Genomic DNA, 22,344 nt, shown 5'->3' on the forward strand with positions numbered 1-22,344 from the left:
ACCGGGCGCGTTTGGGCCCTAGCCCAGTGCGCGGAGCGCCGGGACGAACGCGATCAGCACCGGCACCACCGGCACCAGCGCGGCGGCCGCGGTCAGCCGCAGCCGACGGCCCGCGGTGAGCCTCGGAACCGGGGACAGCAGCCGGTTGACCCGCTGCCGGAGCCCCGCGCCGGGGGCGGCGCCGGGCCCGAACACCCCACGGTCCTCGTTGAGTTCGACCAGCGCGAGCGCGATCGTCAGCCGGCCGAACCGCCGTGAGGCCACATCGTCGGCGGCCAACTCGACCAGCCGGTGCATCTCGTCACGGAACGCCGCGAACACCGGCACCTGCGGGAAGCCGTTGGCCAGCGCCCCCGAGCAGTGCAGCAGCCAGTCGTGCCGGGCGCGCGCGTGGCCCTGCTCGTGCGCGAGCAGGGCGTCGAGCTGGCGCCCCTTCAGCCGTTGCAACGCGGCCGTGGTGATGGCCAGTTGGGGCGCGGTCCCGGGCAGCCACCAGGCGCCGGGGCGCTCGCCCTCCAGGACGACGAGCGGCTGGCGGCCCGGCTCCTCGCCGGGCATCACGGGGGAACGTACGAGCAGCTCCTCGCGCCGCCGCGCGCGTCGGCGGCGGGCCCGGTGGATCTCCCGGGTGAGCATCGCCGCCGTCCACAGACCGCCGCTCGCCAGCAGGATGGTGAGCACGGTCGACCACGGCCGGTGCGAACCGAACGCGTACGCCTCCACCACCCCGCTCGGCGCGGGCGCGAAGACATGTCCGCGTACGGCCAGCCAGGAGGCCGCCGCGCTGAACACCATGGAGAGCGCGAAACTCAGCAGAACGGTCGCCACCGCGCACTGCCACACCCAGAGCGCCACCACCGGCTCCCGCTCCGGCCACTCGGCGCGCGACAGGAGCCGCGGCGCCACGACAGCGGCCAGCGCGCCGAGCAGCAGCAGTGCCAGGGAGACCAACATGCGCCCAGAGTATGAGGGGGAGACCACCCAGGGGTATTGCCTTGCCCCGCATGTGACCCAGGACACGTTTCGCGGCGGGCCGGGCCGGTCCCGTACGTTCAGAGCGCGAGCAGCATCGCCAGCGTGGCGATCCCCATGGAGAGCCGGCAGGCCAGCGACAGTTCGGGCCGGTCGCCCCAGCCGAGGGGAGCCGTGCCACCGGCCACCGCCGCGCCGCCGCTCGCGGGGAGAGGCATCAGCCGGGTGCCCGTCCACAGCACATAGCCCGTGAAGTAGACCAGCAGCGCCCCGGTGACCAGCGGCGCGCCGCCCGCCGTGTGCGCGCCGTGCGCGGTGTCCGGCCCGGCGGCCATGGCGGCGGCCATATAGGCCATGGCGAGCGTGGAGAGCAGATGGTGGGCCCGATGGCCCGTGCCCCGGCCGGATATGAGGGTGTGCGCCGCCGCGCCGCCGAACACCAGGACGTACACCATCCAGATCCACCCGGGCCCGGCGGCGGGCACCGCCATGGCCGCCATCCCGAACCCCATCAGCGCCTCGGCGCCCGCCGAACCGCGCTGCTCGGCCACACCGCTGCGCAGCCGGAGCAGGCAGTAGCCCCCGGCCACCGCGCAGAGCGCGACGAGCAGCCAGCTCGTGGCCGCCGGTCCATGCATCGAGCACCCCCCCACGACGGAACGACGAGCCGCCCTCCGATCCTCAACCGATCGGCGGCGTCGGCCAGTTCCTGCCCAGCGGGGAGGGCGCGCATACGGGCGCGTTCGCGCACGGGGGCACACCCGGCGGGCGCACTTCGGCGGACCGGCGTACGGGCCGACGTACCGGACGGCCTACGCGCCGACGTACCGGACGGCCTACGGGCCGACGTACCGGACGGCCTACGCGCCGACGTACGGGCCGACCGGTTCCGGCCGGTCGCAGCCGCTCCCCACCGGCAGCGTCCGGCCCGCCCGCGCCGCATCGAGCAGCGTCAGCATGATGTCCAGGACATGGCGCGCCAGTTCGGCCGAGGCGCGGTGCGGGCGGCCCTCCGCGAGCGCCCGAGCCAGATCCGCGAGCCCGGTGCCGCGCCCCGCGCCGGGGTATCCGGCCGCGACCGGGAGGGTCTCCCACTCCCCGTCGGCGCGGTGGAGTTCGACGGGTCCGTCGAAGTGGTTCGGGTCGGGGACGGAGAGCGAGCCCGCGCTGCCGTGCACCTCGATGCGCGGCAGCCGGGCCGCGTGGACGTCGAAGCTCATCACCAGCGTGGTGAGCGCGCCGTTCGTGTGCCGCAGCACCCCGGTGACATGGGTGTCCACCTCCACCGCGAACCGCTCGCCCGCGCGCGGCCCGCCGCCGATCTCCCGCTCGGCCCGGGGCCGCGAGACCGCCCCGCCGACCTCGGCCACCGGCCCCAGCAGATGGACCAGGGCGGAGAGGTAGTAGGGGCCCATGTCGAGCAGCGGCCCGCCGCCCGGCCGGTAGTAGAACTCCGGGTCGGGGTGCCAGCGTTCGTGCCCCGCCGTCGTCATGAACGCCGTCGCGGCGACCGGGGTGCCGATCAGCCCGCCGTCCACCGCCGCGCGCGCCGTCTGGACGCCCGTGCCCAGGACGGTGTCGGGCGCGCAGCCGAGCCGCAGCCCGGCGGCGTCCGCCGCGGCCAGCAGCCGGTCGGCCGCCGCGCGGGTGGTGGCGAGCGGCTTCTCCCCGTACACATGCCTGCCCGCGGCGAGCGCGGCCAGGGCCACTTCGGCGTGGACCGCGGGGACGGTCAGATTGAGCACGGCGTCGACATCGGGGCGTACGACCAGCTCGGCGACCGATCCGGCGACGCCCACCCCGGGCATCCGCGCGGCGACGGCCCGTGCCCGGCCGGGATCGAGATCGGTGACGGCCGTGAGCCGTACGCCGTCCAGCCGCTCCAGCGTCTCCAGATAGGCGCCGCTGATCCTCCCGGCCCCGACCATGCCGACTCTCAGCGGCTCGCCCACAGCAGTCCCCTCTCGGTCAGCGTCCGTACCTCGGGCACGTCGAAGTCGTCCGGCTTGTGGCCGATCGCGGAGACGAAGACCCGTCCCGCGCCCCACCGCCTGGTCCATACGGCGGGCATGGTCACCGGCCGGGAGCGCTCCTCGTCCGCCGCGAACTCCACCGTCGCCAGGACGTCGATCAGCGGGTCCGTGGCCACCCAGTACTTCTCCGTGTGGACGCGGAAGTCGCCGAGACCGGCGGTCACCGGATGGCCGTCGCGCTCCTCGACCAGGGTCACCCCGTGGTCGGAGAAGCCGGGCGGATGCGCCAGGAACTGGCCGCCGGTCAGCAGCTGGTAGCCGAGGTCGCCGCGGAAGGAGTCGACGATGCCGCCGTGCCACCCGGCCAGCCCGGTGCCCGCCCGGACTGCGGCGGCCAGCCCCGCGCTCTGCTCCGGGGTGATCGAGCCCATCGTCCAGCACTGCACCACCAGATCGGTGGCGGCCAGCAGTGCGGCGTCGGTGTAGACGTCCAGGCTGTCGGAGACCTGGACGGTGTAGCCCCGGTCACGGAGGAACGGCAGGAACAGCTCCGTCGTCCGCACGGGCTCGTGTCCCTCCCAGCCACCACGGACCACCAGGGCCCGGCGGGTTTCGGATGTCACGGTCATCGCACACTCCCCACGGCGTCGATGCCGGTGCCGTACGCACCGGAGGACCCTGCGGCCCCCCGGTGACCCTGCCCCACCCGGTCCCCGACTACGCGGCCAGCCGCCGAAGCAGCCGCCCTTCGGTCAGGCGGTGAACCGGCCGGTCCGCCGGATCTCCGGCAGGTCCGTGGTCACCGCGTCCAGCTCGAAGGCGCGCGCGAGCCGCAGCTGCTCCTGGGTGTTGACCACCCAGCCGATGATCCCCAGCCCCTCGGCGTGCGCGCGCTCCACGACCTCCAGGGTCAGTCTGCGGATGTTCAGTGCCACCCGGGCGGCGCCCACCGCCGTGGCCCGGTCCACGATGTCGGCCTTCCAGCGGCTGGCGATCAGTACGGTACGTACGCCCGGCACCAGCGAGGCGATCTCGGCGACCGCCTCGTCGTGGAACGACGACACCTCGACCCGCTCGACGAGCCCCCGCTCCCGCATCACCTCTGCCAGCGCCCGCGCGGCGGCGACGTCCTTGATCTCGGCCTGGAGGGGCGACCGTACGGCGTCCAGCACCTCCTCGAAGACCGGCACCCGCTCGCCCCCGCCCGCGTCCAGCTCCCTCAGCTCGGCGAGGGTCCGCTCCACGATGGCGCCCGTGCCATCGGTCGTACGGTCCACCGAGGTGTCGTGCATGACGACGAGCGCGCCGTCCTTGCTCAGATGCAGATCCAGCTCGATGGCGTCCATTCCGGCCCGCTCGGCGTGCAGAAAGGAGCGCAGGGTGTTCTCCGGCTCGACACCCATCACTCCGCGATGACCGATGATCTGGAAACTCAAGACACTCTCGCTTCCGTTCGGCGGCGACTCCCGCGCGAAAGCCTAGCCGTCTCCCGGCGCACTTCACCCTTGTGATGCGGGTGCCGGACGGAGTCCCCGGTTCTACGATGGATATGTGTGTCCGGCCCTTGTCCCGCAGGAAAATTCGCGGTTACCAAGGGGGTCGTACGGGAGGATCTCTCCCGCCTCTGCTTGTAGAAAGGATCTAGCGGCCTATACGGTGTCTTTACGCCAGGTTCTACGGTGAAGGAAGTGACATGACGGAAATCCTTACGCAGGAAGCCGCTGTATCCGGTATATCCGCTGACGCCCGGGTGGTCGACCACCCGGCATGGCCGGAGCTGAGGACCGCCGTCGAGGAGATCCGCCCCTGGCAGTCCAAGGACGGAGCCATCGACTTCGACGCTCCGACCGCCCCCACGCGCGCCTTCGCCGGGGCGACGCTCGACCGGGTGATCGCCGCGGTCGAGAAGCTCGCCCCGCTGCTCCCGCACGACGCCGCGTACCACACGGCGCTCGTCGCCGATCTGCGCGGCTGGGCCGACGGCGGCTTCGGCGTCCCCGACTTCCTGGACTCGCTGCTCGCCTTCCGGCCCGCCGCCGACCGGACGGACGGCCGCCAGCATCTGGCCGTCTTCCCCATGTACACGCAGAACGGCAACCCGGACCGCAACCTCGAAGCGGTCGTCCTGCGCATGGTCTGGCCCGACTGGCTGGCCGAGCTGGAGCGCACCCGCTACGACAACCCGCTCTTCTGCGGCATCACCTTCGAGGGCTTCACCTCCGGGTACGACACCAACTCGGCGGTGTTCTTCCCGGAGACCATCGCCGTGCGCGAGGCCCCCGACCGGTTCAGCTGGGGCGGCATCTTCTGCGACCGCGAGGCCGCCCGCTTCCGCCGGGTCACCGAGGCGGCCGTCGCCACCCTCGGCGTCGAACTGCCCGACGACCTCCGCGACATGGTCGGCGACCAGGACCGCTGTCAGCAGGCATTCGTCCTCTGGGACATGATCCACGACCGTACGCACAGCCATGGCGACCTGCCCTTCGACCCCTTCATGATCAAGCAGCGCCAGCCGTTCTGGATGTACGGGCTCGAAGAGCTGCGCTGCGACCTCACCGCGTTCCGCGAGGCCGTACGGCTGACCGGTGACGGCTTCCCGCAGGGCCGCGACGTGCAGTTCGCCGTGCTCTTCGACCGGATGTTCCGCTTCCCGGTCACCGGCGCCCGGGAGAAGAACTACGACGGCCTCGGCGGCCAGCTGCTCTTCGCCTACCTCCACCAGCACGAGGTGGTGCGCTGGACCGACAACACCCTGCGCATCGACTGGGAGCGCGCCCCGCAGGTCACCAACCAGCTCTGCGCGGAGATCGAGGAGCTGTACCGGGCCGGGATCGACCGCCCGAAGCTGGTCCACTGGTTCGCCGCGTACGACCTGGTCTCGACCTATCTGGCCCCGCACCCGGGCTCCCGCTGGGCCAAGGGCCCCGACGCGCTGGACCTCTCCCTGCCGCCCCGGAAACTGGTCGACGACGTGCTGCCGGACGAGTTTCCGCTCAGCATGTTCTACGAGGCGCTCTCCAAGAAGCTGAAGAACGTGATCGCCTCCACCAAGGGCATCACCGCGGACTCCGCGCGGATCGCCGCGTGAGTCACCCGGAACGAGAGGCGACAGCCATGACCGCGAACGGTACGGGCGGACCGCTGGACGGTGCCGTGGTCGCGGTCGCCGGAGCGGCCGGGCCCGCGGGCCGGGCCGCCCTGCTGCGGCTCGCCGAGGCCGGCGCGACCGTCGTCGGCGCGGACGCGGACGCCGCCCGGCTGGCCGAGGCGGTCGACGCCGCGCGGTACGCGCACGGCGGGGCCACCGTCGTCGGGGCCACCGTCGACCTGCTCGACCCCGCCGCCACCCGGGCGTGGGCGGAGCGGACCGAGAAGGAGTTCGGGCGGATCGACGGACTGGTCCACCTCGTCGGCGGCTGGCGCGGCGGCCGCTCCTTCGCCGAGACCGATCCGGCCGACTGGGACCTGCTGGAGAAGCTGCTGATCCGTACCGTCCAGCACACCTCGCTCGCCTTCCAGCCGGCGCTGTCCCGCAGCGACCGGGGCCGGTACGTGCTGATCAGCGCGGCGGGCGCGACGAAGCCCACCGAGGGCAACGCCGCCTACTCCGCCGCCAAGGCCGCCGCCGAGGCGTGGACGCTGGCACTCGCCGACGCCTTCCGCAAGGCGGGGGGCGACCAGGGGCCGCGGGCGGCGGCTGTCATTGTGGTGGTCAAGGCACTGGTGCACGACGCGATGCGCGCCGAGCGCCCGAACGCGAGATTCGCGGGCTTCACGGACGTCACGGACCTGGCCGAGGCCATCGCCGGAGTCTGGGACCGGCCCGCCCGGGAAGTGAATGGAAACCGCCTGTGGCTGACGCCCGAGCCGTGAGATCCCGTACGACGGACGCCGCCCGCCACCACGACCCCGGCGTGCGCGGCTTCGCCAGCGACAACTACGCGGGCGTCCACCCCGAGATCCTCGCGGCGCTGGCCGTCGCCAACGGCGGCCACCAGACCGCCTACGGCGAGGACGAGTACACCGGCCACCTCCAGCGGGTCATGCACCGCCACTTCGGCCCCACGGCGGAGGCGTTCCCGGTCTTCAACGGGACCGGCGCCAACGTGGTCGCGCTCCAGGCGCTCACCGACCGCTGGGGCGCGGTCATCTGCGCCGAGTCCGCGCACATCAACGTCGACGAGGGCGGCGCCCCCGAGCGGGTCGCCGGCCTCAAGCTGCTGACCGTACCGACACCCGACGGCAAGCTCACCCCCGAGCTGATCGACCGGGAGGCGTACGGCTGGGACGACGAGCACCGGGCCATGCCCCAGGCCGTGTCGATCACCCAGAGCACCGAGCTGGGCACGGTCTACACCCCCGCCGAGATCCGCGCCATCTGCGAACACGCCCACGCGCTGGGCATGAAGGTCCACCTCGACGGAGCCCGGATAGCCAACGCCGCCGCCTCGCTGGACGTCCCGATGCGGACCTTCACCAATACGGTCGGGGTCGACATCCTGTCGTACGGCGGCACCAAGAACGGCATGCTCTTCGGCGAGGCGGTCGTCGTCCTCGACCCGGAGGTGCGGGCCATGAAGCATCTGCGGAAGCTGTCCATGCAGCTCCCGTCCAAGATGCGGTTCGTCTCCGTGCAGCTGGAGGCGCTGCTCGCGGGCGATCTCTGGCTGCGCAACGCACGGCACGGCAACACGATGGCCCGGCGGCTCGCGGAGGGCGTCCGCGGGGTGGACGGTGTGGAGATCCTCTACCCGGTCCAGGCCAACGCGGTCTTCGCCCGGCTGCCGCACGCGGTGAGCGAGCGCCTCCAGCGGCGTTTCCGGTTCTACTTCTGGGACGAGAAGGCCGGGGACGTCCGCTGGATGTGCTCCTTCGACACCACCGAGGACGATGTGGACGCGTTCGTCCAGGCGCTCAAGGAAGAGATGGCCGCCGCCGGATAGCCCACACGCCCCTCCTGCGAAGTGTGCATGTTTATGTGGCCGACCGGAAATCCATTGCGCTCCAGTCGGCCGCTTCTCTACGGTGACAGCCATCCAGCTGATGCAGCGGAACCCCGATCTCGCCGCCTATCTCGCCGCCGACGAGGTCACCGGTCATGAACACCCGCTGGTACGGGAGACGGCCACCCGGCTCCGTGCGGAGACCGCCGACGCATACTCATACGTCAGGGCGGCCTATGAGTTCGTCCGCGACACCATCCCGCACTCGTTCGACGTGAACGATCCCCGGGTCACCTGGCGCGCCTCCGACGTCCTCGGGCTGCGTACCGGCATCTGCTACGCCAAGTCCCACGCGCTGGTCGCCCTGCTCCGCGCGGAGTCCCTGCCGGCCGGCCTCTGCTACCAGCTCCTCGCCGCCGCCGACGGGACCGGTCCGATGGTGGTCCACGGGCTGATCGCCGTCCGGCTGCCCGGCCGGACGGACTGGTCCCGGCTGGATCCGCGCGGCAACAGGCCCGGCGTCGACGCCCGGTTCGCACCGGAGAGCGAGCGGCTGGCCTTCCCCCTACGCCCGGAGTTCCACGAGAGGGACCACGAGGTGCTTTACGACGTACCGCATCCCGCCGTGCTCAGCGCCCTGAAGGCGGCTCCCGACGCGGACCGTCTCCGGCGGGCGCTGCCCACGGAGCTGTCCGCGACAGCGTGAAGGCTCACCGTGCCGGACGAGGCACGCACCCTCGCCCCCCGCGCGGCCGGTGCCGAACTCGCGGAGTCGCTGGAGAAGCTCAGCTCCGGGGCGGGGGTCACGGTCGGCGCGGTGACGGGCTGAGGAGGCGCGAACCCGCACGGGTGGTACGGCCCGGCGCGGGCGGGGACGCTGTGGTGTCGCCGTGCGCGCCGGGCCGCCGGGGCTCAGCGGGTCTCGGCCTCGCGGGCCTCGTCCGGGGTCGGCGCGGTGCCCCCGAGGTGGGCCGGGACCCACCAGGTGTCGCCGGCGTCCTTGGGGCGTACGGGATAGGCGCGCTGCGCCGCCTCCAGCAGCTCCTGCACCCGGTCGCGCACCCGCCGGGTGATCGCGCCCGCGTACTGGTCGGGGGAGGCTTCCACCGGCTCGCCGACCCGGATCGTCACCGGGATGTGGCTGCGCTTGAAGTTGCGCGGACGGCCCTTGGTCCACACCCGCTGGGTGCCCCACAGGGCGACCGGGATCAGCGGGACCCCGGCCTCCTGTGCCATCCGTGCCGCACCCGACTTGAAGCTCTTGAGGGTGAAGGACTGCGAGATCGTCGCCTCGGGGAAGACCCCGACGATCTCGCCCGCCCGCAGCGAGGCCAGCGCGTGCGCGTACGCCTGCTCACCCTGCTTGCGGTCCACCGGGATGTGCTTCATGCCGCGCATGAGCGGCCCCGAGACCTTGTGCCGGAAGACCTGCTCCTTCGCCATGAAGCGCACCAGCCGCTTCTGGGGGAGCGCCGCGAGTCCCGCGAAGATGAAGTCCAGATAGCTGATGTGGTTGCTGACGAGCACGGCGCCGCCGGTGCGCGGGATGTGCTCGGAACCCTGCGTGTCGATCTTCAGGTCCAGCGCCTTGAACATCGTGAGAGCAGCGCCGATGACCGGCCGATAGACGAGCTCTGCCATCTGGGGAGGACCCTTCTGTTCCGGGGAGGTTCTCCCGGCGGAAGTTACGCAGCCGTAGGTTTTCGGCATTCCGCCGATGGTGCCCCATGTGGGGCCCGGTGGCCAGTCCTGGTCTGCGCGCGGGGCGAGATTCTCGTCACGTCGTCCTTTCCCGGCCCGGGTGCCGGCCCAGGGCCGCCGTCGCGCGCCGGACCAGCGGGTATAGCTCGCAGCCGAGGCAGAAGCCGAAGGCCGCGTTGAGGAACGCGGCGGCCAGCGCGGCTCCGGTGGCCGCCAGCCCCAGCCACTCGGGGCCCCAGAGGTAGCCGACCAGTCCGGCCAGCGCGAACACCAGCCCGACGCCCTGGGCGAAGCGCGCCGGGGCCGGGGACTCGTACTCCGTGGGCGGGCCGAGGCGGGGCCGTACCGCCGTACGGAAGAGCAGACCGTACGGCGAGCGCGGTACGCCGGCCACGGCGCCCACCGCGAAGCACAGCGCCTGCCAGCCGAGCGGGGCGGGGCTGCCGGTGATCAGGGCGGTGGCCAGTACGGCGGTGGTGAGGGCCGCCGCGAACCGGGGCCCTCTGATGTCTATGTCGCCGGCGGCGCTGCGGCCGGCGGTGTCGTGGGAGTTCATGACACAAGAATCCCTTGCGTCACTCGTTTCACTGACCAGGAATATTTTGCGGTCGTATGAACGCTGCATCGGCGATGGAGACGACCGGACTTGTGGTGTGTGTGGCGGTGCTCGCCGTGGCGGGGGTGTTCGGGCTGCTGCGGCGGCGCGGTGACGGGAGGCTGAAGGTGCGGGACGAGGGGGAGCGCCGGCTCGGCCCGGCGGAGCTGGGCATGGAACTGGGGGAGCGGGCCACGCTCGTGCAGTTCTCCAGCGCCTTCTGCCAGCCCTGCCGGGCCACCAGACGGATCCTCGCTGACGTCGCGGGCATGGTCGAGGGCGTCGCGCATGTGGAGCTGGACGCCGAGGAGCGGCTCGAACTCGTCCGTGAGCTGGGCATCCTGAGGACCCCGACCGTGCTCGTCCTGGACGCCCGGGGCCGGGTCGTCCGCAGGGCGGCGGGACAGCCCCGCACAGCGGATGTGATCGCCGCGCTGGGCGAGGCGGTGTGAGCACGCGCACTTGACGACGCCCGCCGCTTGTCGTCACCCTGACAAGGTGCCCCAGGAACTCCTTCTCCATGGGCGGGCCGATGTGGACCTGGCCCGCAACGCGAGTGCGCGCTGTCCGGGTTGCTGAGCAGCCACGGACCCGTTCGCCTCTTCGCAGAAGGATTTATCCGATGACGGCCTCACCCGATGTGTCGACCTCTCTCCGCGCCCCCTCCCCGGCCCCCGCGGCACACTCCGCCCGTCCGGCCCCGCCCGACCTGCTCCGCTCGGTGTTCCGGCAGCACGCGGCGGGCGTCGCGGTCATCACGGCGCGCGGAGAGCGGCCGGTCGGCTTCACCGCGACCTCGCTCAACTCCGTCGCCGCCGAGCCCCCGTTGGTCTCCTTCGGCGTCGGGGTCTCGTCCTCCAGCTGGCCGGTGCTGGCCGAGGCGGAGCATGTCGGTGTCCACATACTCGGCGAGGACCAGCGGGAGCTGGCCGCGACCTTCGCGCGCAGCGGCGCCGACCGGTTCGCCCGGCCCACCGTCTGGAGCGCGGGCCCCGAGGGCGTGCCCGTACTGGACGGTGTGCTGGCCTGGCTGGTCTGCCGCGTCGTCGCCCGGATACCCGTCGCCGACCACCGGCTGATCATCGCCGAGGCCGTCACCGGCGACCCCGGGGGCGCGGGCGCGCCGCTCCTGTACCACCAGGGGCGCTTCAACGCGCTGCGCGACTGAGAGTTCCCGCGCCGCCCCCTCCCCACGCGTTGGCAACGTCACAGGTCCGCGCGCTTGCCCGACGGGAACACACTGGGTCTACTGGTGAGTAATATTTACTCCGGTGCCCCGGTCCCCGACCGGAAACCGATCGGTTGAGGCGCCTATGCTGCGTACCACAAGGCAGCCCATGACGATGCAGTAGGAGAGCCGGCGTGAGCCTGAGGATCGTTGTCTGTGTGAAGTACGTGCCCGATGCCACTGGCGATCGGCACTTCGCCGACGACCTGACCGTCGACCGTGACGATGTGGACGGTCTGCTGTCGGAGCTGGACGAGTACGCGGTGGAGCAGGCGCTCCAGATCGCGGACGAGGCCGACGACGCGGAGATCACCGTACTGACCGTCGGGCCGGAGGACGCCAAGGACGCGCTGCGCAAGGCGCTGTCGATGGGCGCGGACAAGGCCGTTCACGTCGAGGACGACGATCTGCACGGCACCGACGTCATGGGCACCTCGCTGGTGCTCGCCAAGGCGATCGAGAAGACGGGTTACGACCTGGTCATCACCGGTATGGCGTCCACGGACGGGGTGATGGGTGTGCTCCCCGCGCTGCTCGCCGAGCGGCTGGGCGTCCCGCAGGTCACGCTGTTGTCCGAGGTCAAGGTCGAGGACGGCGTGGTCACGGGCCGCCGCGACGGCGACGCGGCCAGCGAGCAGCTGGAGGCGTCCCTGCCGGCCGTGGTCTCGGTGACGGACCAGTCGGGCGAGGCGCGCTACCCGTCCTTCAAGGGCATCATGGCGGCCAAGAAGAAGCCGGTCGAGTCGCTGGACCTGGAGGACCTGGAGATCGACGCCGACACCGTCGGCCTCGAAGGCTCCTGGACCGTGGTCGACGAGGCGGCCGCGCGCCCGGCCCGTACGGCGGGCACGATCGTCAAGGACGAGGGCGAGGGCGGCAAGCGGCTCGCGGAGTTCCTCGCGGGCCAGAAGTTCATCTGAGACCCGGACCCGGCAGTCCGCCGGTCCACGGTCCGTACGCCCCACCGCCCTCCCGACACTTCGCATTCGCAGGAGACGCATTCCATGGCTGAAGTTCTCGTCTATGTCGACCACGTGGACGGTGCCGTCCGCAAGCCCACCCTGGAGCTGCTCACGCTGGCCCGCCGGATCGGCGAGCCCGTCGCCGTCGCGCTGGGCGCCGGCGCGGCGGACACCGCGTCCGTACTCGCCGAGCACGGCGCGGTGAAGGTCCTCACCGCCGACGCCGCCGAGTTCGCCGACTACCTCGTCGTACCGAAGGTGGACGCGCTCCAGGCCGCGTACGACGCCGTCTCCCCGGCGGCCGTGCTGTTCCCGTCCTCCGCCGAGACCAAGGAGATCGCCGCCCGCCTCGCGGTGCGCGTCGGCTCCGGCCTCATCACCGACGCCGTCGACCTGGAGGCCGGCGCCGAGGGGCCGGTGGCCACGCAGGCGGTGTTCGCCGCCTCCTTCACCACCAAGTCCCGTGTCTCCAAGGGCGTTCCGGTCATCACCGTCAAGCCCAACTCCGCCCCGGTCGAGGCCGCCCCGGCCGCCGGTACGGTCGAGGCCCTCGCGGTGACCTTCGGCGCCGCCGCCACCGGGACGAAGGTCGTCTCCCGCACCCCGCGCGAGTCGACCGGCCGCCCGGAGCTGACCGAGGCCGCGATCGTGGTCTCCGGCGGCCGCGGGGTCAACGGCGCGGAGAACTTCGCGATCATCGAGGCGCTTGCCGACTCCCTCGGCGCGGCCGTCGGCGCCTCGCGCGCCGCCGTCGACGCGGGCTGGTACCCGCACGCCAGCCAGGTCGGCCAGACCGGCAAGAGCGTCTCCCCGCAGCTCTACATCGCCTCCGGTATCTCCGGTGCCATCCAGCACCGGGCCGGCATGCAGACGTCCAAGACCATCGTGGCCGTCAACAAGGACGCCGAGGCGCCCATCTTCGACCTGGTCGACTACGGCGTGGTCGGCGACCTCTTCGAGGTCGTCCCCCAGCTCACCGAAGAGATCAAGTCCCGCAAGGGCTGAGACTCTGCCGGGTGGACGCGGTCCGGTGCGCCGCACTCGCTCCGCCTCGGCGCCCGGATTCGTCCTCCGGATGCCGAGCGCGCTTCCGAGGCGGAGGAGGGAGTCGACGCGGAGCGTCGGTGACCGACGACAACACCGGCCGGGGCACCCCCGGCCGGCGGCTGAGGGAGTGTCCGTCGGGCAGTGGACCCGCCGCCCGATCAGAGGTCACCCGGCAGGCTCTCGGCCGTCGCCCGCCGTACGGAGGTACGGCGGGCGCGGCCCCGGGGCCGCGTGGTGGAAGTCCACCGCGCGGCCCCGCGGCGTACCCTGGCGGCCATTGACGCGGCTCGGGCCCGCCGATTACCTTCCCTCGACGGATTATTGATTCCGCACAGCGGAAAACGGGAAGGTGTCGCATGGGCCAGCAGGAGCAGGTGTCCAGGAGTCTCCCGGGCGCGGTCACCGACGCCATCGGCACGCTGCTCGCGCCCGTCGACGCGGAACTCGCCCGGCGCTACCCGGGCGACCCCGGCACCCGCCAGCCCGTCCACACCGTCTACGTGCCCGGCGACGCCTTCGCCGCCGCCACCATCCGCTCCTGGGGCGACCGGGCGCTCGCCGCCCTCGACGAACACGCCCCGGACGCCGCCTCGCTGGCCCGCGTCCTCGGCCTCCCCGACGAGCTGGCGGGCCCGGTCCACGACCGCGTACGGGCCAAGCTCCGCGAGGAGCCCGTGGAGGACCTGCGGATCGACTTCGAGGACGGCTACGGCCCCCGCCCCGACGCCGAGGAGGACGAGACCGCGGCCCGCGCCGCCCGGCTCGTCCACGAGGCGTACGCCGCGGGCACCGCCGCGCCGTACATGGGCATCCGGATGAAGTGCCTGGAAGCGGCCGTACGGGAGCGGGGCATCCGGACCCTCGACATCTTCCTCAGCGGGCTGATGGCGGCCGGCGGGCTGCCCGAGGGGCTGGTGCTGACCCTCCCCAAGGTCACGTACGCCGAACAGGTCGCCGCGATGGCGCGGCTGGCCGAGGAGTTCGAGCGGGTGCACGGTCTGCCGCCGGGGCGCATCGGCTTCGAGATCCAGATCGAGACCAGCCAGGCCATCCTGGCGGCGGACGGCACCGCCACCGTGGCCCGCATGATCGACGCGGCCGGCGGCCGGGCGACCGGACTGCACTACGGCACCTTCGACTACAGCGCCGGGGTCGGAGTCAGCGCCGCGTACCAGTCGAGCGACCACCCGGCCGCCGACCACGCCAAGGCCGTCATGCAGGTCGCCGCCGCCGGGACGGGCGTCCGCGTCTGCGACGGCTCCACCAACGTCCTGCCCGTCGGCCCGACCGCCCAGGTCCACGACGCCTGGCGGCTGCACTACGGACTGACCCGGCGCGCCCTCGCCCGCGCCTACTACCAGGGCTGGGACATGCACCCGGGCCATCTGCCCACCCGTTACGCCGCCGTGTACGCCTTCTACCGCGAGGGGCTGGAGCCCGCCGCCGCCCGGCTGGCCGCCTATGTGGCCAAGGCGGGCGGGGACGTCATGGACGAACCAGCCACCGCCAAGGCCCTCAGCGGCTATCTGCTGCGCGGACTCGACTGCGGCGCCCTCGACGACACCGAGGTCGCCCGGCTCACCGGCCTGTCCCGCGCCGACCTGGAGGGCTTCGCGATCCCGCACCGTCCCGCCTGACGGACGGTCAGCCGTCCGCCGGCGGCCGGATCTCGCCCGAGCCACGGGCGATCAGCCGGGTCGGCAGGACCGTTCGCACCGGCGCGTCGGCCGCGCCGTCCAGCCGGTCGAAGAGCCGGCGCGCGGCCGTACGGCCCAGGGCGGCCGCGTCCTGCGCGATGACGGTGACCCCCGGGTCCAGCAGATCGGCCAGCTCGATGTCGTCGAAGCCGACCAGGGCGACCGGCCGGTGGTGCGCCGCGAGTATCCGTACGACCGTCACCGTCACGCGGTTGTTGCCGGTGAGGATCGCGGTGACCGGCTCGGGGGCGCCGAGCATCGCCCGGACCGCCTCGCGCACCCGCTCCGGCACGGTCGTACCGAGCGAGACCCAGCCGTCGTCCATGACCAGGCCCGCGTCGGTCATCGCCGTACGGTAGCCGCGCAGCCGCTCGCTCGCGGTGTGGATGCGGGGCTGGTCGCCGACGAAGCCGATCCTGCGGTGGCCGTGCGCGATCAGGTGCGCGGCGCCCGCTCGGGCGCCGCCGAAGCTGTCGGAGAGCACCGCGTCCGCGTCGATCCGGCCGGCGGGCCGGTCCACGAAGACCGTCGCCACCCCGGCCTTGATCTCGGGCTCCAGATAGCGGTGGTCGTGTCCGGCGGGGATCACGATCAACCCGTCCACCCGGCGTGCGCAGAGCGCCAGCGCCAGCTCCTGCTCGCGGCCCGGGTCCTCGGCGCTCGATCCGTTGATCAGCAGCGCGCCATGGGCGCGGGCGACCTCCTCCACCGCGCGGTTCAGCGGACCGTAGAAGGGGTCGGCCAGATCCTCCAGGACCAGTCCGATGCTCGACGTACGGCCCTTGCGCAGCACCCGCGCCGAGTCGTTGCGGCGGAAACCCAGCGCGTCGATGGCCTCCTGCACCCGGCGTTCGGTGTCGGCGGTGACACCGGCCTCGCCGTTGACCACGCGGGAGACCGTTTTGAGTCCCACTCCGGCGCGGGCGGCCACGTCCTTCATCGTGGGCCTGGTGCCGTAGCGGGGCTCGGGTCGGCGGGCGGTATCGGCCACGGCGCGCTGTCCTGTCGTCGGTGTTTCTGCGGTGTTTTCGGAGCGGACCGCCGGCGGACGGTCACCCCCCGGCGATGGCGTTGAGCATAGGGCCTGGACAACGTTGTCAGGGGAATGGAGACTGTCCGATGAAGTCATAGGTTCCGTACATCCCCCTCAGCGCCTGTCGGGGGTGCCTCATCGCCGGGAGATCCCACACCGATGCATACCGAATCCGTCGTCGCGCTCGACATCGGCGGTACCAAGATCGCCGGTGCGCTGGTGGACGGCAGCGGCAGGATCCTGCTCCGGGTCCAGCGGCCCACGCCCGCCCAGGAGGACGGCGAGACGGTGATGCGCGCCGTCGAGGAGGTCCTCGCCGAGGTGTCCGCGTCCCCGCTCAGGGCCTCCGCCACGGCGGTCGGGATCGGCAGCGCGGGTCCCGTCGACGCCTCGGCCGGCACGGTCAGCCCGGTCAACGTCCCGGGCTGGCGCGGATTCCCGCTGGTCGAGCGGGTGTGCTCGGCCACCGGCGGGCTGCCCGTCACCCTGGTCGGCGACGGTGTCGCGATCACCGCGGCGGAACACTGGCAGGGCGCGGCCCGCGGCTATGACAACGCGCTGTGCATGGTGGTCTCCACCGGGGTCGGCGGCGGGCTCGTCCTCAACGGAAAACTCCACTCGGGACCCACGGGCAACGCGGGCCACATCGGCCACATCTGTGTGGACCTCGACGGCGATCCCTGCGCGTGCGGTGCCCGGGGCTGTGTGGAGCGCATCGCCAGCGGGCCCAATATCGCCCGCAGGGCGCTGGAGGACGGCTGGCTGCCGGGCCCCGACGGGGACGCGTCGGCCGCCGCCGTGGCCGCCGCCGCGCGCGCCGGGCACCCGGTCGCCCTCGCCTCCTTCGAACGGGCCGCGCAGGCGCTGGCGGCGGGGATCGCCGCGACGGCCACCCTGGTCGAGATCGGCATCGTGGTCATCGGCGGCGGGGTGGGCAACGCGGGCGAGGTGCTCTTCGCGCCGCTGCGCCGCTCCCTGCGGGACTACGCGACGCTCTCGTACGTACAGGGGCTGACCGTCGCCCCCGCCGTCATGGGCACGGACGCGGGGCTGGTGGGCGCCGCCGCGGCCGCCCTGCTGGCGAGCCGGGACGGCGCGACGGCGACGGCCGGCGGCTGACCGGAGCCGGGGGCGGGCGATGATCCCTCTCCCGGCGGCGGTCACCGGGTGGTCTGGCAGGCCAGCCGTCTGCTGCCCCGGAACTTCACGCACAGCTCGGTATCGGTGCCGGTGTCCGCGATCGGCCAGCTGTACGTCAGCGCCCGGCCCGAGCGGGTGGCGGTCGCCGTATCGACGAGCCGTCCGTCGCGGTAGAGCGACACCGCGCGGGAGGCGAGGCCGGCCGGCGGATTGGTCCAGATCCCGGTGACCGCGTTCCGCCCGCCCCGGCCGTCCAGCTGGATGCAGATCTGCGGCCCCGAGAAGTGGTGCGTACAGGCGCTGCTGTCGGCCACCGCCGGGGCGGCCGCCAGGACGACGGCGAGGCCCGCCAGGACCAGGGCCGACGCGGAGCGCCGTCCGCGGCCGTGTGGCCCCGGCCCCTCCCCGGGAAACTGTTCGGACACCGTACGGCGCATGTGAACCCCCTTGCCCAGTCGTCCCCTCAACGAGCCTCCGGGCCCCGTGTTACGGCCGGGGATCCGCCGGGCCGGCCACGGGATCCGCATATCGGCCGAATGTCCGGGCAGATGCTCTGATCCGGCCGGGTGTTTCCGTGGCAGGGTGTTGAGGGCAGTCCTCAGGGGGCTACGGAAGAGGGGGAACCGTGATCGTCTGGATCAACGGTGCGTTCGGAGCGGGCAAGAGAAGCACCGCGCGCGAACTGATCGACCTGCTCCCGCACTGCACTCTGTACGACCCCGAGCTGATCGGCGGCGAGCTGACGCGATTGCTCCCGCTGAAACGGCTCGCCGAGGTCACCGACTTCCAGGACCTGCCGATCTGGCGGCGGCTGGTGGTCGATACCGCGGCGGCGCTGCTGGCCGAGGTCGGCGGGGTGCTCGCCGTTCCGATGACCCTGCTGCGCCAGGAGTACCGGGACGAGATCTTCGGCGGGCTCGCGGCTCGTCGCATTCCGGTGCGGCATGTGCTGCTGTCAACAGACGAAACGATACTGCGCAGGCGTATCGCGGCCCGTGAGGTCGAGGCCGACGATCCCGAGGCCAACGAGCGCGACCGGCGGTGGTGCGAGGAGCACATCGAGCCGTACCAGGCCGCCCTCGGCTGGCTCACGGGCGACGCCCATGTCATCGACAACACCGCGCTGACGCCACGGGAGACCGCCGTCCGGCTCGCGGAGGCGGTGCGCTCGGGCACGGCCGGGGTCTGCGAGATCGTACAGACACCGGAGCCGACGGCCGAGACCGTCGCGGCGGGCGTGCTGCTCTTCGACGAACGGGACAGGGTGCTTCTCGTGGACCCCACCTACAAGCCGGGCTGGGAGTTCCCCGGCGGCGTGGTGGAGCGGGGCGAGGCGCCCGCGCGCGCGGGCATGCGCGAGGTCGCCGAGGAGATCGGCATAGAACTCACCGAGGTGCCCGGGCTGCTGGTCGTCGACTGGGAGCCGCCGCGCCCGCCGGGATACGGCGGGCTGCGGCTGCTGTTCGACGGCGGCACCCTCTCCGGCCGGGACGCCGGACGGCTGCTGCTGCCCGGTCCCGAACTGCGCGGCTGGCGCTTCGTCGACGAGGCGGAGGCGGCCGTACTGCTGCCGCCCGCCCGCTACGCGCGCCTGCGCTGGGCCCTGCGCGCCCGTGAGCGCGGGGTGGTGCTCAACCTGGAGGACGGGATACCGGTGGGGTGAGACAGCGCCACCGGGCCTCATGCCCCCTTGGAGCGCGCGTAGTTCACCAGGAAATGCGCCTCCGCCACGGAGAGCCGCTCCAGCTCCTCGGGCGAGACGCTCTCGTTCACCGCGTGGATCCGCGCCTCGGGCTCGCTCAGCCCGATCAGCAGGATCTCCGCCTTCGGATACAGCTCGGCCAGCGTGTTGCAGAGCGGGATGGAGCCGCCCATCCCGGCGGACTGCATCTCCTCGCCCGGATACGCCACCCGCATCGCCTCGGCCATCGCGGTGTACGCGGGGCTGGCGGTGTCCGCGCGGAACGGCTGGCCCTGGCCCACCGGTTCGACCGCGACCCGCGCGCCCCACGGGGTGTGCTTCCGGAGGTGCGCGGTCAGCAGCGCGGTCGCCCCCACCGCGTCCTGCCCCGGCGGCACCCGCAGACTGACCGTCGCCCGCGCGCTCGCCTGGACGGACGGCGTGGCCCCCACCACCGGCGGGCAGTCGATGCCCAGTACGGTGACGGCGGGCCGCGCCCAGAGCCGGTCCGCGACCGTACCGCCGCCGATCAGCCCCACACCGTCGAGCACCTTGGCGTCCTGGCGGAAGTCCGCCTCCGGGTAGGCGAGCCCGTCCCAACGGCCGTCCGCGGCCAGCCCGTCCACGGTGGTGGAGCCGTCCTCGGCGCGCAGCGAGTCGAGGACCCTGATCAGCGCGGCGAGCGCGTCGGGCGCCGCCCCGCCGAACTGGCCCGAGTGCAGGTTGCCCTCGAGGGTGTCCACCGCGACCCGGACCATGGTCATCCCGCGCAGGGTCGCGGTGACGGTCGGCACCCCGATCCGGAAGTTGCCCGTGTCGCCGATCACCACCGCGTCGGCGGCGAGCAGCTCCGGGTGCGCCTCCGCGTACCGCTCCAGCCCTCCGGTGCCCTGCTCCTCGGAGCCCTCGACGACGACCTTGACGCCCACCGGCACCCCGCCGTTCGCCTTGAGGGCGCGCAGCGCGAGCAGATGCATCAGGAAGCCGCCCTTGCAGTCGGCGGCCCCGCGTCCGTACCAGCGTCCCGCACGCTCCGTCAGTTCGAACGGCGGCGTCAGCCAGGCGTCCTCGTCCAGCGGCGGCTGGACGTCGTAGTGGGCGTAGAGCAGTACGATCGGGGCGCCCTCGGGGCCGGGCAGCAGGCCGTAGACGGACTGGGTGCCGTCGGGGGTGTCCAGCAGCGCGACGTCCTGGAACCCCTCGGCGCGCAGCGCATCGGCCACCCAGCCCGCGGCGGCCTCGCACTCGCTCCTGGGGAACACCGCGGGGTCCGCCACCGACCGGAACGCGACCAGCTCCGCCAGCTCCGTACGGGCACGGGGCATCAGGGACGCGACGGTCCCGGCGATCGGATTGGCGGTCATGGGCACGCTCCAGGTGGATACAACGTTGTCTCAGTCAGGTGTACATCGAAGGCATTGTCGATCCTCCCACAGCGGGTGCGGGGCACCAGCGCCGTAGGATGCCGTTCGACAGCAGGGGCCACTGGTCGGATCAGGAGCAGAAGCACATCGTGAGCAGCGAGAACGCAGACGCCGGAAGCGTGCACGACCAGCCGGTGTGGGATGTCGTCGTGGTCGGCGCAGGACCGGCGGGAGCCTCCGCGGCGTACGCGGCGGCGGTCGCGGGCCGTCAGGTGCTGCTGCTGGAGAAGGCCGAGTTGCCCCGCTACAAGACCTGCGGGGGCGGGATCATAGGTCCCACGCGCGACTCGCTGCCCCCGGGCTTCGAGCTGCCGCTCAAGGAACGTGTGCACGCGGTGACCTTCTCGCTCAACGGGAAGCTCAGCCGGACCCGCCGCTCCAAGCGCATGCTCTTCGGGCTCATCAACCGCCCGGAGTTCGACGCGAGTCTGGTGGAGCACGCCCAGAAGGCCGGAGCGGTGCTGCGTACGGGCGCGACGGTCTCCCGGGTCGAACAGCACGGGCCCGCCGTGCCCGACCGGCGCACGGTCGCCGTCGTCCTCTCGGACGGCGAGACGGTGCTGGCGCGGGCCGTGGTCGGCGCGGACGGCAGCGCGAGCCGGATCGGCGCCCATGTCGGCGTGAAGATGGACCAGGTGGATCTGGGCCTGGAGCTGGAGATCCCGGTCCCGCCCACGGTCGCGGAGGACTGGGCGGGGCGGGCGCAGATCGACTGGGGCCCGCTGCCCGGCAGTTACGGCTGGGTGTTCCCCAAGGGCGACACCCTCACGGTCGGAGTGATCTCGGCGCGGGGCGAGGGCTCGGCGACCAAGCGCTATCTGGAGGACTTCGTCGCCCGGCTCGGGCTCGCCGGGTTCGAGCCCGCCGTCTCGTCCGGCCATCTGACCCGGTGCCGCAGCGAGGACTCGCCGCTGTCGCGCGGCCGGGTGCTGGTGTGCGGGGACGCGGCGGGGCTGCTGGAGCCGTGGACCCGGGAGGGCATCTCCTTCGCGCTGCGCTCCGGCCGGCTGGCGGGGGAGTGGGCGGTGCGGATCTCGGAGTCGCACGACGCGGTGGACGCCCGCAGACAGGCGCTGAACTACACGTTCGCTATCAAGGCCGGTCTCGGCGTCGAGATGAGCGTCGGCCGCCGGATGCTCGGCATCTTCGCGCGCCGGCCCGGCGTGGTGCACGCGGCCATAACAGGGCTGCGGCCCGCCTGGAAGGCGTTCGCGGACATCACCCGGGGGTCGACCACCCTGGCCGGGATCGTACGGACCCACCCGATGGCCCGGCGCGCGCTCGATGTGCTGGACCGCAAGCAGGCGGCCGCGGCGAAGGACGAGACGGCCGATGCGGCGGGCCCCGCCGGTGAGCGGGACGGGTCGGCTCCCGAGGCGGGCGTGGCGTCCCGCTCCCCGGAGGAGCCGGGCGCCCGGGACTGACCGGGCCGGGCGCCCGGGACCGACCGGGCGGCGGGTGGTACGGATGCCGGGGCGCGGGCCGGCGGCCGATCAGGACTCCGTCCTGATCAGGAAGACCGGGTGGTCGGGGGCGGCCGCGATGATCTCCGCGTCGCCGGACTTCGCGGTGACCCCCTGGAAGTACTGGTCGACCTCCCAGCCCCAGCGCTCCAGATAGGTGCGCAGCACCGCGAGCTTCTCGCTGTCGGGCAGTTCCGTCGCGGTGAAGGCACGGACCTTCCGGCCGACCTGGAGTTCACCGCCGCCGGCGGCGCGCATGTTGCGTACCCACTGCGAGTGGCCGCGGGCCGAGACCAGGTACTGCTTGCCCTCGTACGTATGCGGGTTGACGGGGACGCGCTGGAGGGTGCCGCTCCTGCGGCCGCGTACGGAGAGCTCGGCGGTGCCGAGCATGCTGACGCCGTGGCGGGCGAGCCAGCCGATGGCGCTGTTCAAGCGGACGGCGAACGGGCTGCCCTTGAGGTAGTACGGCTGGGACATGGGGA

Annotated in this window: 23 protein-coding genes; 12 read left to right on the top strand and 11 right to left on the bottom strand. The window is 72.8% G+C overall.

What is annotated here, in order from left to right:
- Positions 1 to 18: 18 nt before the first annotated feature.
- From ACIP8W_RS11040 to ACIP8W_RS11060, 5 genes are all read right to left on the bottom strand, one after another.
- Positions 19 to 954 (bottom strand): M56 family metallopeptidase, encoded by a 936-nt coding sequence (locus ACIP8W_RS11040; RefSeq protein WP_401947802.1) that lies wholly within the window; start codon positions 952 to 954, stop codon positions 19 to 21.
- Positions 955 to 1,052: 98 nt separating this feature from the next.
- On the bottom strand, positions 1,053 to 1,610 hold the full coding sequence (locus ACIP8W_RS11045; RefSeq protein ID WP_401947804.1) for a DUF5134 domain-containing protein: 558 nt from the start codon (positions 1,608 to 1,610) through the stop codon (positions 1,053 to 1,055).
- A gap of 222 nt (positions 1,611 to 1,832) precedes the next feature.
- Positions 1,833 to 2,924: a Gfo/Idh/MocA family protein gene (locus ACIP8W_RS11050; RefSeq protein ID WP_401947806.1), complete on the bottom strand. Its 1,092-nt coding sequence runs from the start codon at positions 2,922 to 2,924 to the stop codon at positions 1,833 to 1,835.
- Positions 2,909 to 3,574 carry a ThuA domain-containing protein gene (locus ACIP8W_RS11055; RefSeq protein WP_401947808.1) on the bottom strand — a complete coding sequence of 222 codons (666 nt, stop codon included), beginning with the start codon at positions 3,572 to 3,574 and terminating at the stop codon, positions 2,909 to 2,911. The genes ACIP8W_RS11050 and ACIP8W_RS11055 overlap by 16 nt, the downstream gene beginning before the upstream one ends.
- Before the next feature lie 123 nt (positions 3,575 to 3,697).
- Positions 3,698 to 4,348: a glycerophosphodiester phosphodiesterase gene (locus ACIP8W_RS11060; protein ID WP_401948457.1), complete on the bottom strand. Its 651-nt coding sequence runs from the start codon at positions 4,346 to 4,348 to the stop codon at positions 3,698 to 3,700.
- A gap of 290 nt (positions 4,349 to 4,638) precedes the next feature.
- Here ACIP8W_RS11060 and ACIP8W_RS11065 point away from each other — a divergent pair, with 290 nt between their 5' ends.
- From ACIP8W_RS11065 to ACIP8W_RS11080, 4 genes are all read left to right on the top strand, one after another.
- The gene (locus ACIP8W_RS11065; RefSeq protein WP_401947810.1) at positions 4,639 to 6,033 is read left to right on the top strand and encodes a DUF6421 family protein; all 1,395 of its coding nucleotides are present in this window, start codon (positions 4,639 to 4,641) and stop codon (positions 6,031 to 6,033) included.
- Between the two features lie 26 nt (positions 6,034 to 6,059).
- A complete protein-coding gene (locus ACIP8W_RS11070; protein ID WP_401947812.1) occupies positions 6,060 to 6,818 on the top strand; it encodes an SDR family NAD(P)-dependent oxidoreductase in 759 nt (252 codons plus the stop codon).
- Positions 6,797 to 7,888, top strand: coding sequence for a threonine aldolase family protein (locus tag ACIP8W_RS11075; RefSeq protein WP_401947815.1), 1,092 nt, complete (start codon positions 6,797 to 6,799; stop codon positions 7,886 to 7,888). Before ACIP8W_RS11070 ends, ACIP8W_RS11075 begins: the two co-directional genes overlap by 22 nt.
- Before the next feature lie 91 nt (positions 7,889 to 7,979).
- On the top strand, positions 7,980 to 8,594 hold the full coding sequence (locus tag ACIP8W_RS11080; protein WP_402202773.1) for a transglutaminase family protein: 615 nt from the start codon (positions 7,980 to 7,982) through the stop codon (positions 8,592 to 8,594).
- 206 nt (positions 8,595 to 8,800) lie between these two features.
- Here ACIP8W_RS11080 and ACIP8W_RS11085 read toward each other — a convergent pair whose 3' ends face one another.
- Together ACIP8W_RS11085 and ACIP8W_RS11090 are read right to left on the bottom strand one after the other, a co-directional pair.
- Positions 8,801 to 9,529, bottom strand: a complete 729-nt coding sequence (locus ACIP8W_RS11085) for a lysophospholipid acyltransferase family protein (RefSeq protein ID WP_401947818.1) — start codon at positions 9,527 to 9,529, stop codon at positions 8,801 to 8,803.
- Positions 9,530 to 9,665: 136 nt separating this feature from the next.
- Complete coding sequence (locus tag ACIP8W_RS11090) at positions 9,666 to 10,145, bottom strand: DUF4395 domain-containing protein (RefSeq protein WP_401947821.1); 480 nt, start codon at positions 10,143 to 10,145, stop codon at positions 9,666 to 9,668.
- 56 nt (positions 10,146 to 10,201) lie between these two features.
- Here ACIP8W_RS11090 and ACIP8W_RS11095 point away from each other — a divergent pair, with 56 nt between their 5' ends.
- The 5 genes from ACIP8W_RS11095 to ACIP8W_RS11115 all read left to right on the top strand — a co-directional run bounded on the left by ACIP8W_RS11095 (position 10,202) and on the right by ACIP8W_RS11115 (position 15,058).
- Positions 10,202 to 10,636: a TlpA family protein disulfide reductase gene (locus tag ACIP8W_RS11095; RefSeq protein ID WP_401947823.1), complete on the top strand. Its 435-nt coding sequence runs from the start codon at positions 10,202 to 10,204 to the stop codon at positions 10,634 to 10,636.
- A gap of 170 nt (positions 10,637 to 10,806) precedes the next feature.
- Entirely contained in the window at positions 10,807 to 11,352 is a 546-nt protein-coding gene (locus ACIP8W_RS11100) for a flavin reductase family protein (protein ID WP_401947826.1), read from the top strand.
- A 194-nt stretch (positions 11,353 to 11,546) separates the two neighbouring features.
- A complete protein-coding gene (locus tag ACIP8W_RS11105) occupies positions 11,547 to 12,332 on the top strand; it encodes an electron transfer flavoprotein subunit beta/FixA family protein (protein ID WP_401947829.1) in 786 nt (261 codons plus the stop codon).
- An 84-nt stretch (positions 12,333 to 12,416) separates the two neighbouring features.
- Positions 12,417 to 13,379, top strand: a complete 963-nt coding sequence (locus ACIP8W_RS11110) for an electron transfer flavoprotein subunit alpha/FixB family protein (protein WP_401947832.1) — start codon at positions 12,417 to 12,419, stop codon at positions 13,377 to 13,379.
- Positions 13,380 to 13,777: 398 nt separating this feature from the next.
- On the top strand, positions 13,778 to 15,058 hold the full coding sequence (locus ACIP8W_RS11115) for a DUF6986 family protein (RefSeq protein WP_401947835.1): 1,281 nt from the start codon (positions 13,778 to 13,780) through the stop codon (positions 15,056 to 15,058).
- A 7-nt stretch (positions 15,059 to 15,065) separates the two neighbouring features.
- On the opposite strand, the gene ACIP8W_RS11120 is transcribed toward ACIP8W_RS11115, so the two are convergent.
- Positions 15,066 to 16,109, bottom strand: a complete 1,044-nt coding sequence (locus tag ACIP8W_RS11120) for a LacI family DNA-binding transcriptional regulator (protein WP_401947837.1) — start codon at positions 16,107 to 16,109, stop codon at positions 15,066 to 15,068.
- A gap of 201 nt (positions 16,110 to 16,310) precedes the next feature.
- On the opposite strand from ACIP8W_RS11120, the gene ACIP8W_RS11125 reads away from it, so the two are divergent.
- On the top strand, positions 16,311 to 17,270 hold the full coding sequence (locus tag ACIP8W_RS11125; protein ID WP_402202718.1) for an ROK family protein: 960 nt from the start codon (positions 16,311 to 16,313) through the stop codon (positions 17,268 to 17,270).
- A gap of 41 nt (positions 17,271 to 17,311) precedes the next feature.
- Here ACIP8W_RS11125 and ACIP8W_RS11130 read toward each other — a convergent pair whose 3' ends face one another.
- Positions 17,312 to 17,728 carry a hypothetical protein gene (locus ACIP8W_RS11130; protein WP_401947843.1) on the bottom strand — a complete coding sequence of 139 codons (417 nt, stop codon included), beginning with the start codon at positions 17,726 to 17,728 and terminating at the stop codon, positions 17,312 to 17,314.
- A gap of 188 nt (positions 17,729 to 17,916) precedes the next feature.
- Between ACIP8W_RS11130 and ACIP8W_RS11135 the strand changes: the two genes are divergently transcribed.
- Entirely contained in the window at positions 17,917 to 18,954 is a 1,038-nt protein-coding gene (locus ACIP8W_RS11135) for an NUDIX domain-containing protein (RefSeq protein WP_402202720.1), read from the top strand.
- 17 nt (positions 18,955 to 18,971) lie between these two features.
- Here ACIP8W_RS11135 and ACIP8W_RS11140 read toward each other — a convergent pair whose 3' ends face one another.
- Entirely contained in the window at positions 18,972 to 20,336 is a 1,365-nt protein-coding gene (locus ACIP8W_RS11140; protein WP_402202722.1) for a dipeptidase, read from the bottom strand.
- Between the two features lie 149 nt (positions 20,337 to 20,485).
- Between ACIP8W_RS11140 and ACIP8W_RS11145 the strand changes: the two genes are divergently transcribed.
- The gene (locus ACIP8W_RS11145; protein WP_401947851.1) at positions 20,486 to 21,820 is read left to right on the top strand and encodes a geranylgeranyl reductase family protein; all 1,335 of its coding nucleotides are present in this window, start codon (positions 20,486 to 20,488) and stop codon (positions 21,818 to 21,820) included.
- Positions 21,821 to 21,889: 69 nt separating this feature from the next.
- On the opposite strand, the gene ACIP8W_RS11150 is transcribed toward ACIP8W_RS11145, so the two are convergent.
- Positions 21,890 to 22,339 carry a nitroreductase family deazaflavin-dependent oxidoreductase gene (locus ACIP8W_RS11150; protein ID WP_402153762.1) on the bottom strand — a complete coding sequence of 150 codons (450 nt, stop codon included), beginning with the start codon at positions 22,337 to 22,339 and terminating at the stop codon, positions 21,890 to 21,892.
- Positions 22,340 to 22,344: the final 5 nt, after the last annotated feature.

Source organism: Streptomyces sp. NPDC088554, from assembly GCF_044752945.1.
Lineage (GTDB): Bacteria > Actinomycetota > Actinomycetes > Streptomycetales > Streptomycetaceae > Streptomyces.

Coding starts and splice junctions, on each gene's coding strand:
- ACIP8W_RS11040 (WP_401947802.1), bottom strand. CDS start 954: ATGTTGGTCTCCCTGGCACTGCTGCTGCTCGGCGCGCTGGCCGCTGTC.
- ACIP8W_RS11130 (WP_401947843.1), bottom strand. CDS start 17,728: ATGCGCCGTACGGTGTCCGAACAGTTTCCCGGGGAGGGGCCGGGGCCA.
- ACIP8W_RS11115 (WP_401947835.1), top strand. CDS start 13,778: ATGGGCCAGCAGGAGCAGGTGTCCAGGAGTCTCCCGGGCGCGGTCACC.
- ACIP8W_RS11125 (WP_402202718.1), top strand. CDS start 16,311: ATGCATACCGAATCCGTCGTCGCGCTCGACATCGGCGGTACCAAGATC.
- ACIP8W_RS11070 (WP_401947812.1), top strand. CDS start 6,060: ATGACCGCGAACGGTACGGGCGGACCGCTGGACGGTGCCGTGGTCGCG.
- ACIP8W_RS11090 (WP_401947821.1), bottom strand. CDS start 10,145: ATGAACTCCCACGACACCGCCGGCCGCAGCGCCGCCGGCGACATAGAC.
- ACIP8W_RS11055 (WP_401947808.1), bottom strand. CDS start 3,574: ATGACCGTGACATCCGAAACCCGCCGGGCCCTGGTGGTCCGTGGTGGC.
- ACIP8W_RS11085 (WP_401947818.1), bottom strand. CDS start 9,529: ATGGCAGAGCTCGTCTATCGGCCGGTCATCGGCGCTGCTCTCACGATG.
- ACIP8W_RS11150 (WP_402153762.1), bottom strand. CDS start 22,339: ATGTCCCAGCCGTACTACCTCAAGGGCAGCCCGTTCGCCGTCCGCTTG.
- ACIP8W_RS11100 (WP_401947826.1), top strand. CDS start 10,807: ATGACGGCCTCACCCGATGTGTCGACCTCTCTCCGCGCCCCCTCCCCG.
- ACIP8W_RS11060 (WP_401948457.1), bottom strand. CDS start 4,348: ATGGGTGTCGAGCCGGAGAACACCCTGCGCTCCTTTCTGCACGCCGAG.
- ACIP8W_RS11095 (WP_401947823.1), top strand. CDS start 10,202: ATGAACGCTGCATCGGCGATGGAGACGACCGGACTTGTGGTGTGTGTG.
- ACIP8W_RS11065 (WP_401947810.1), top strand. CDS start 4,639: ATGACGGAAATCCTTACGCAGGAAGCCGCTGTATCCGGTATATCCGCT.
- ACIP8W_RS11045 (WP_401947804.1), bottom strand. CDS start 1,610: ATGCATGGACCGGCGGCCACGAGCTGGCTGCTCGTCGCGCTCTGCGCG.
- ACIP8W_RS11140 (WP_402202722.1), bottom strand. CDS start 20,336: ATGACCGCCAATCCGATCGCCGGGACCGTCGCGTCCCTGATGCCCCGT.
- ACIP8W_RS11110 (WP_401947832.1), top strand. CDS start 12,417: ATGGCTGAAGTTCTCGTCTATGTCGACCACGTGGACGGTGCCGTCCGC.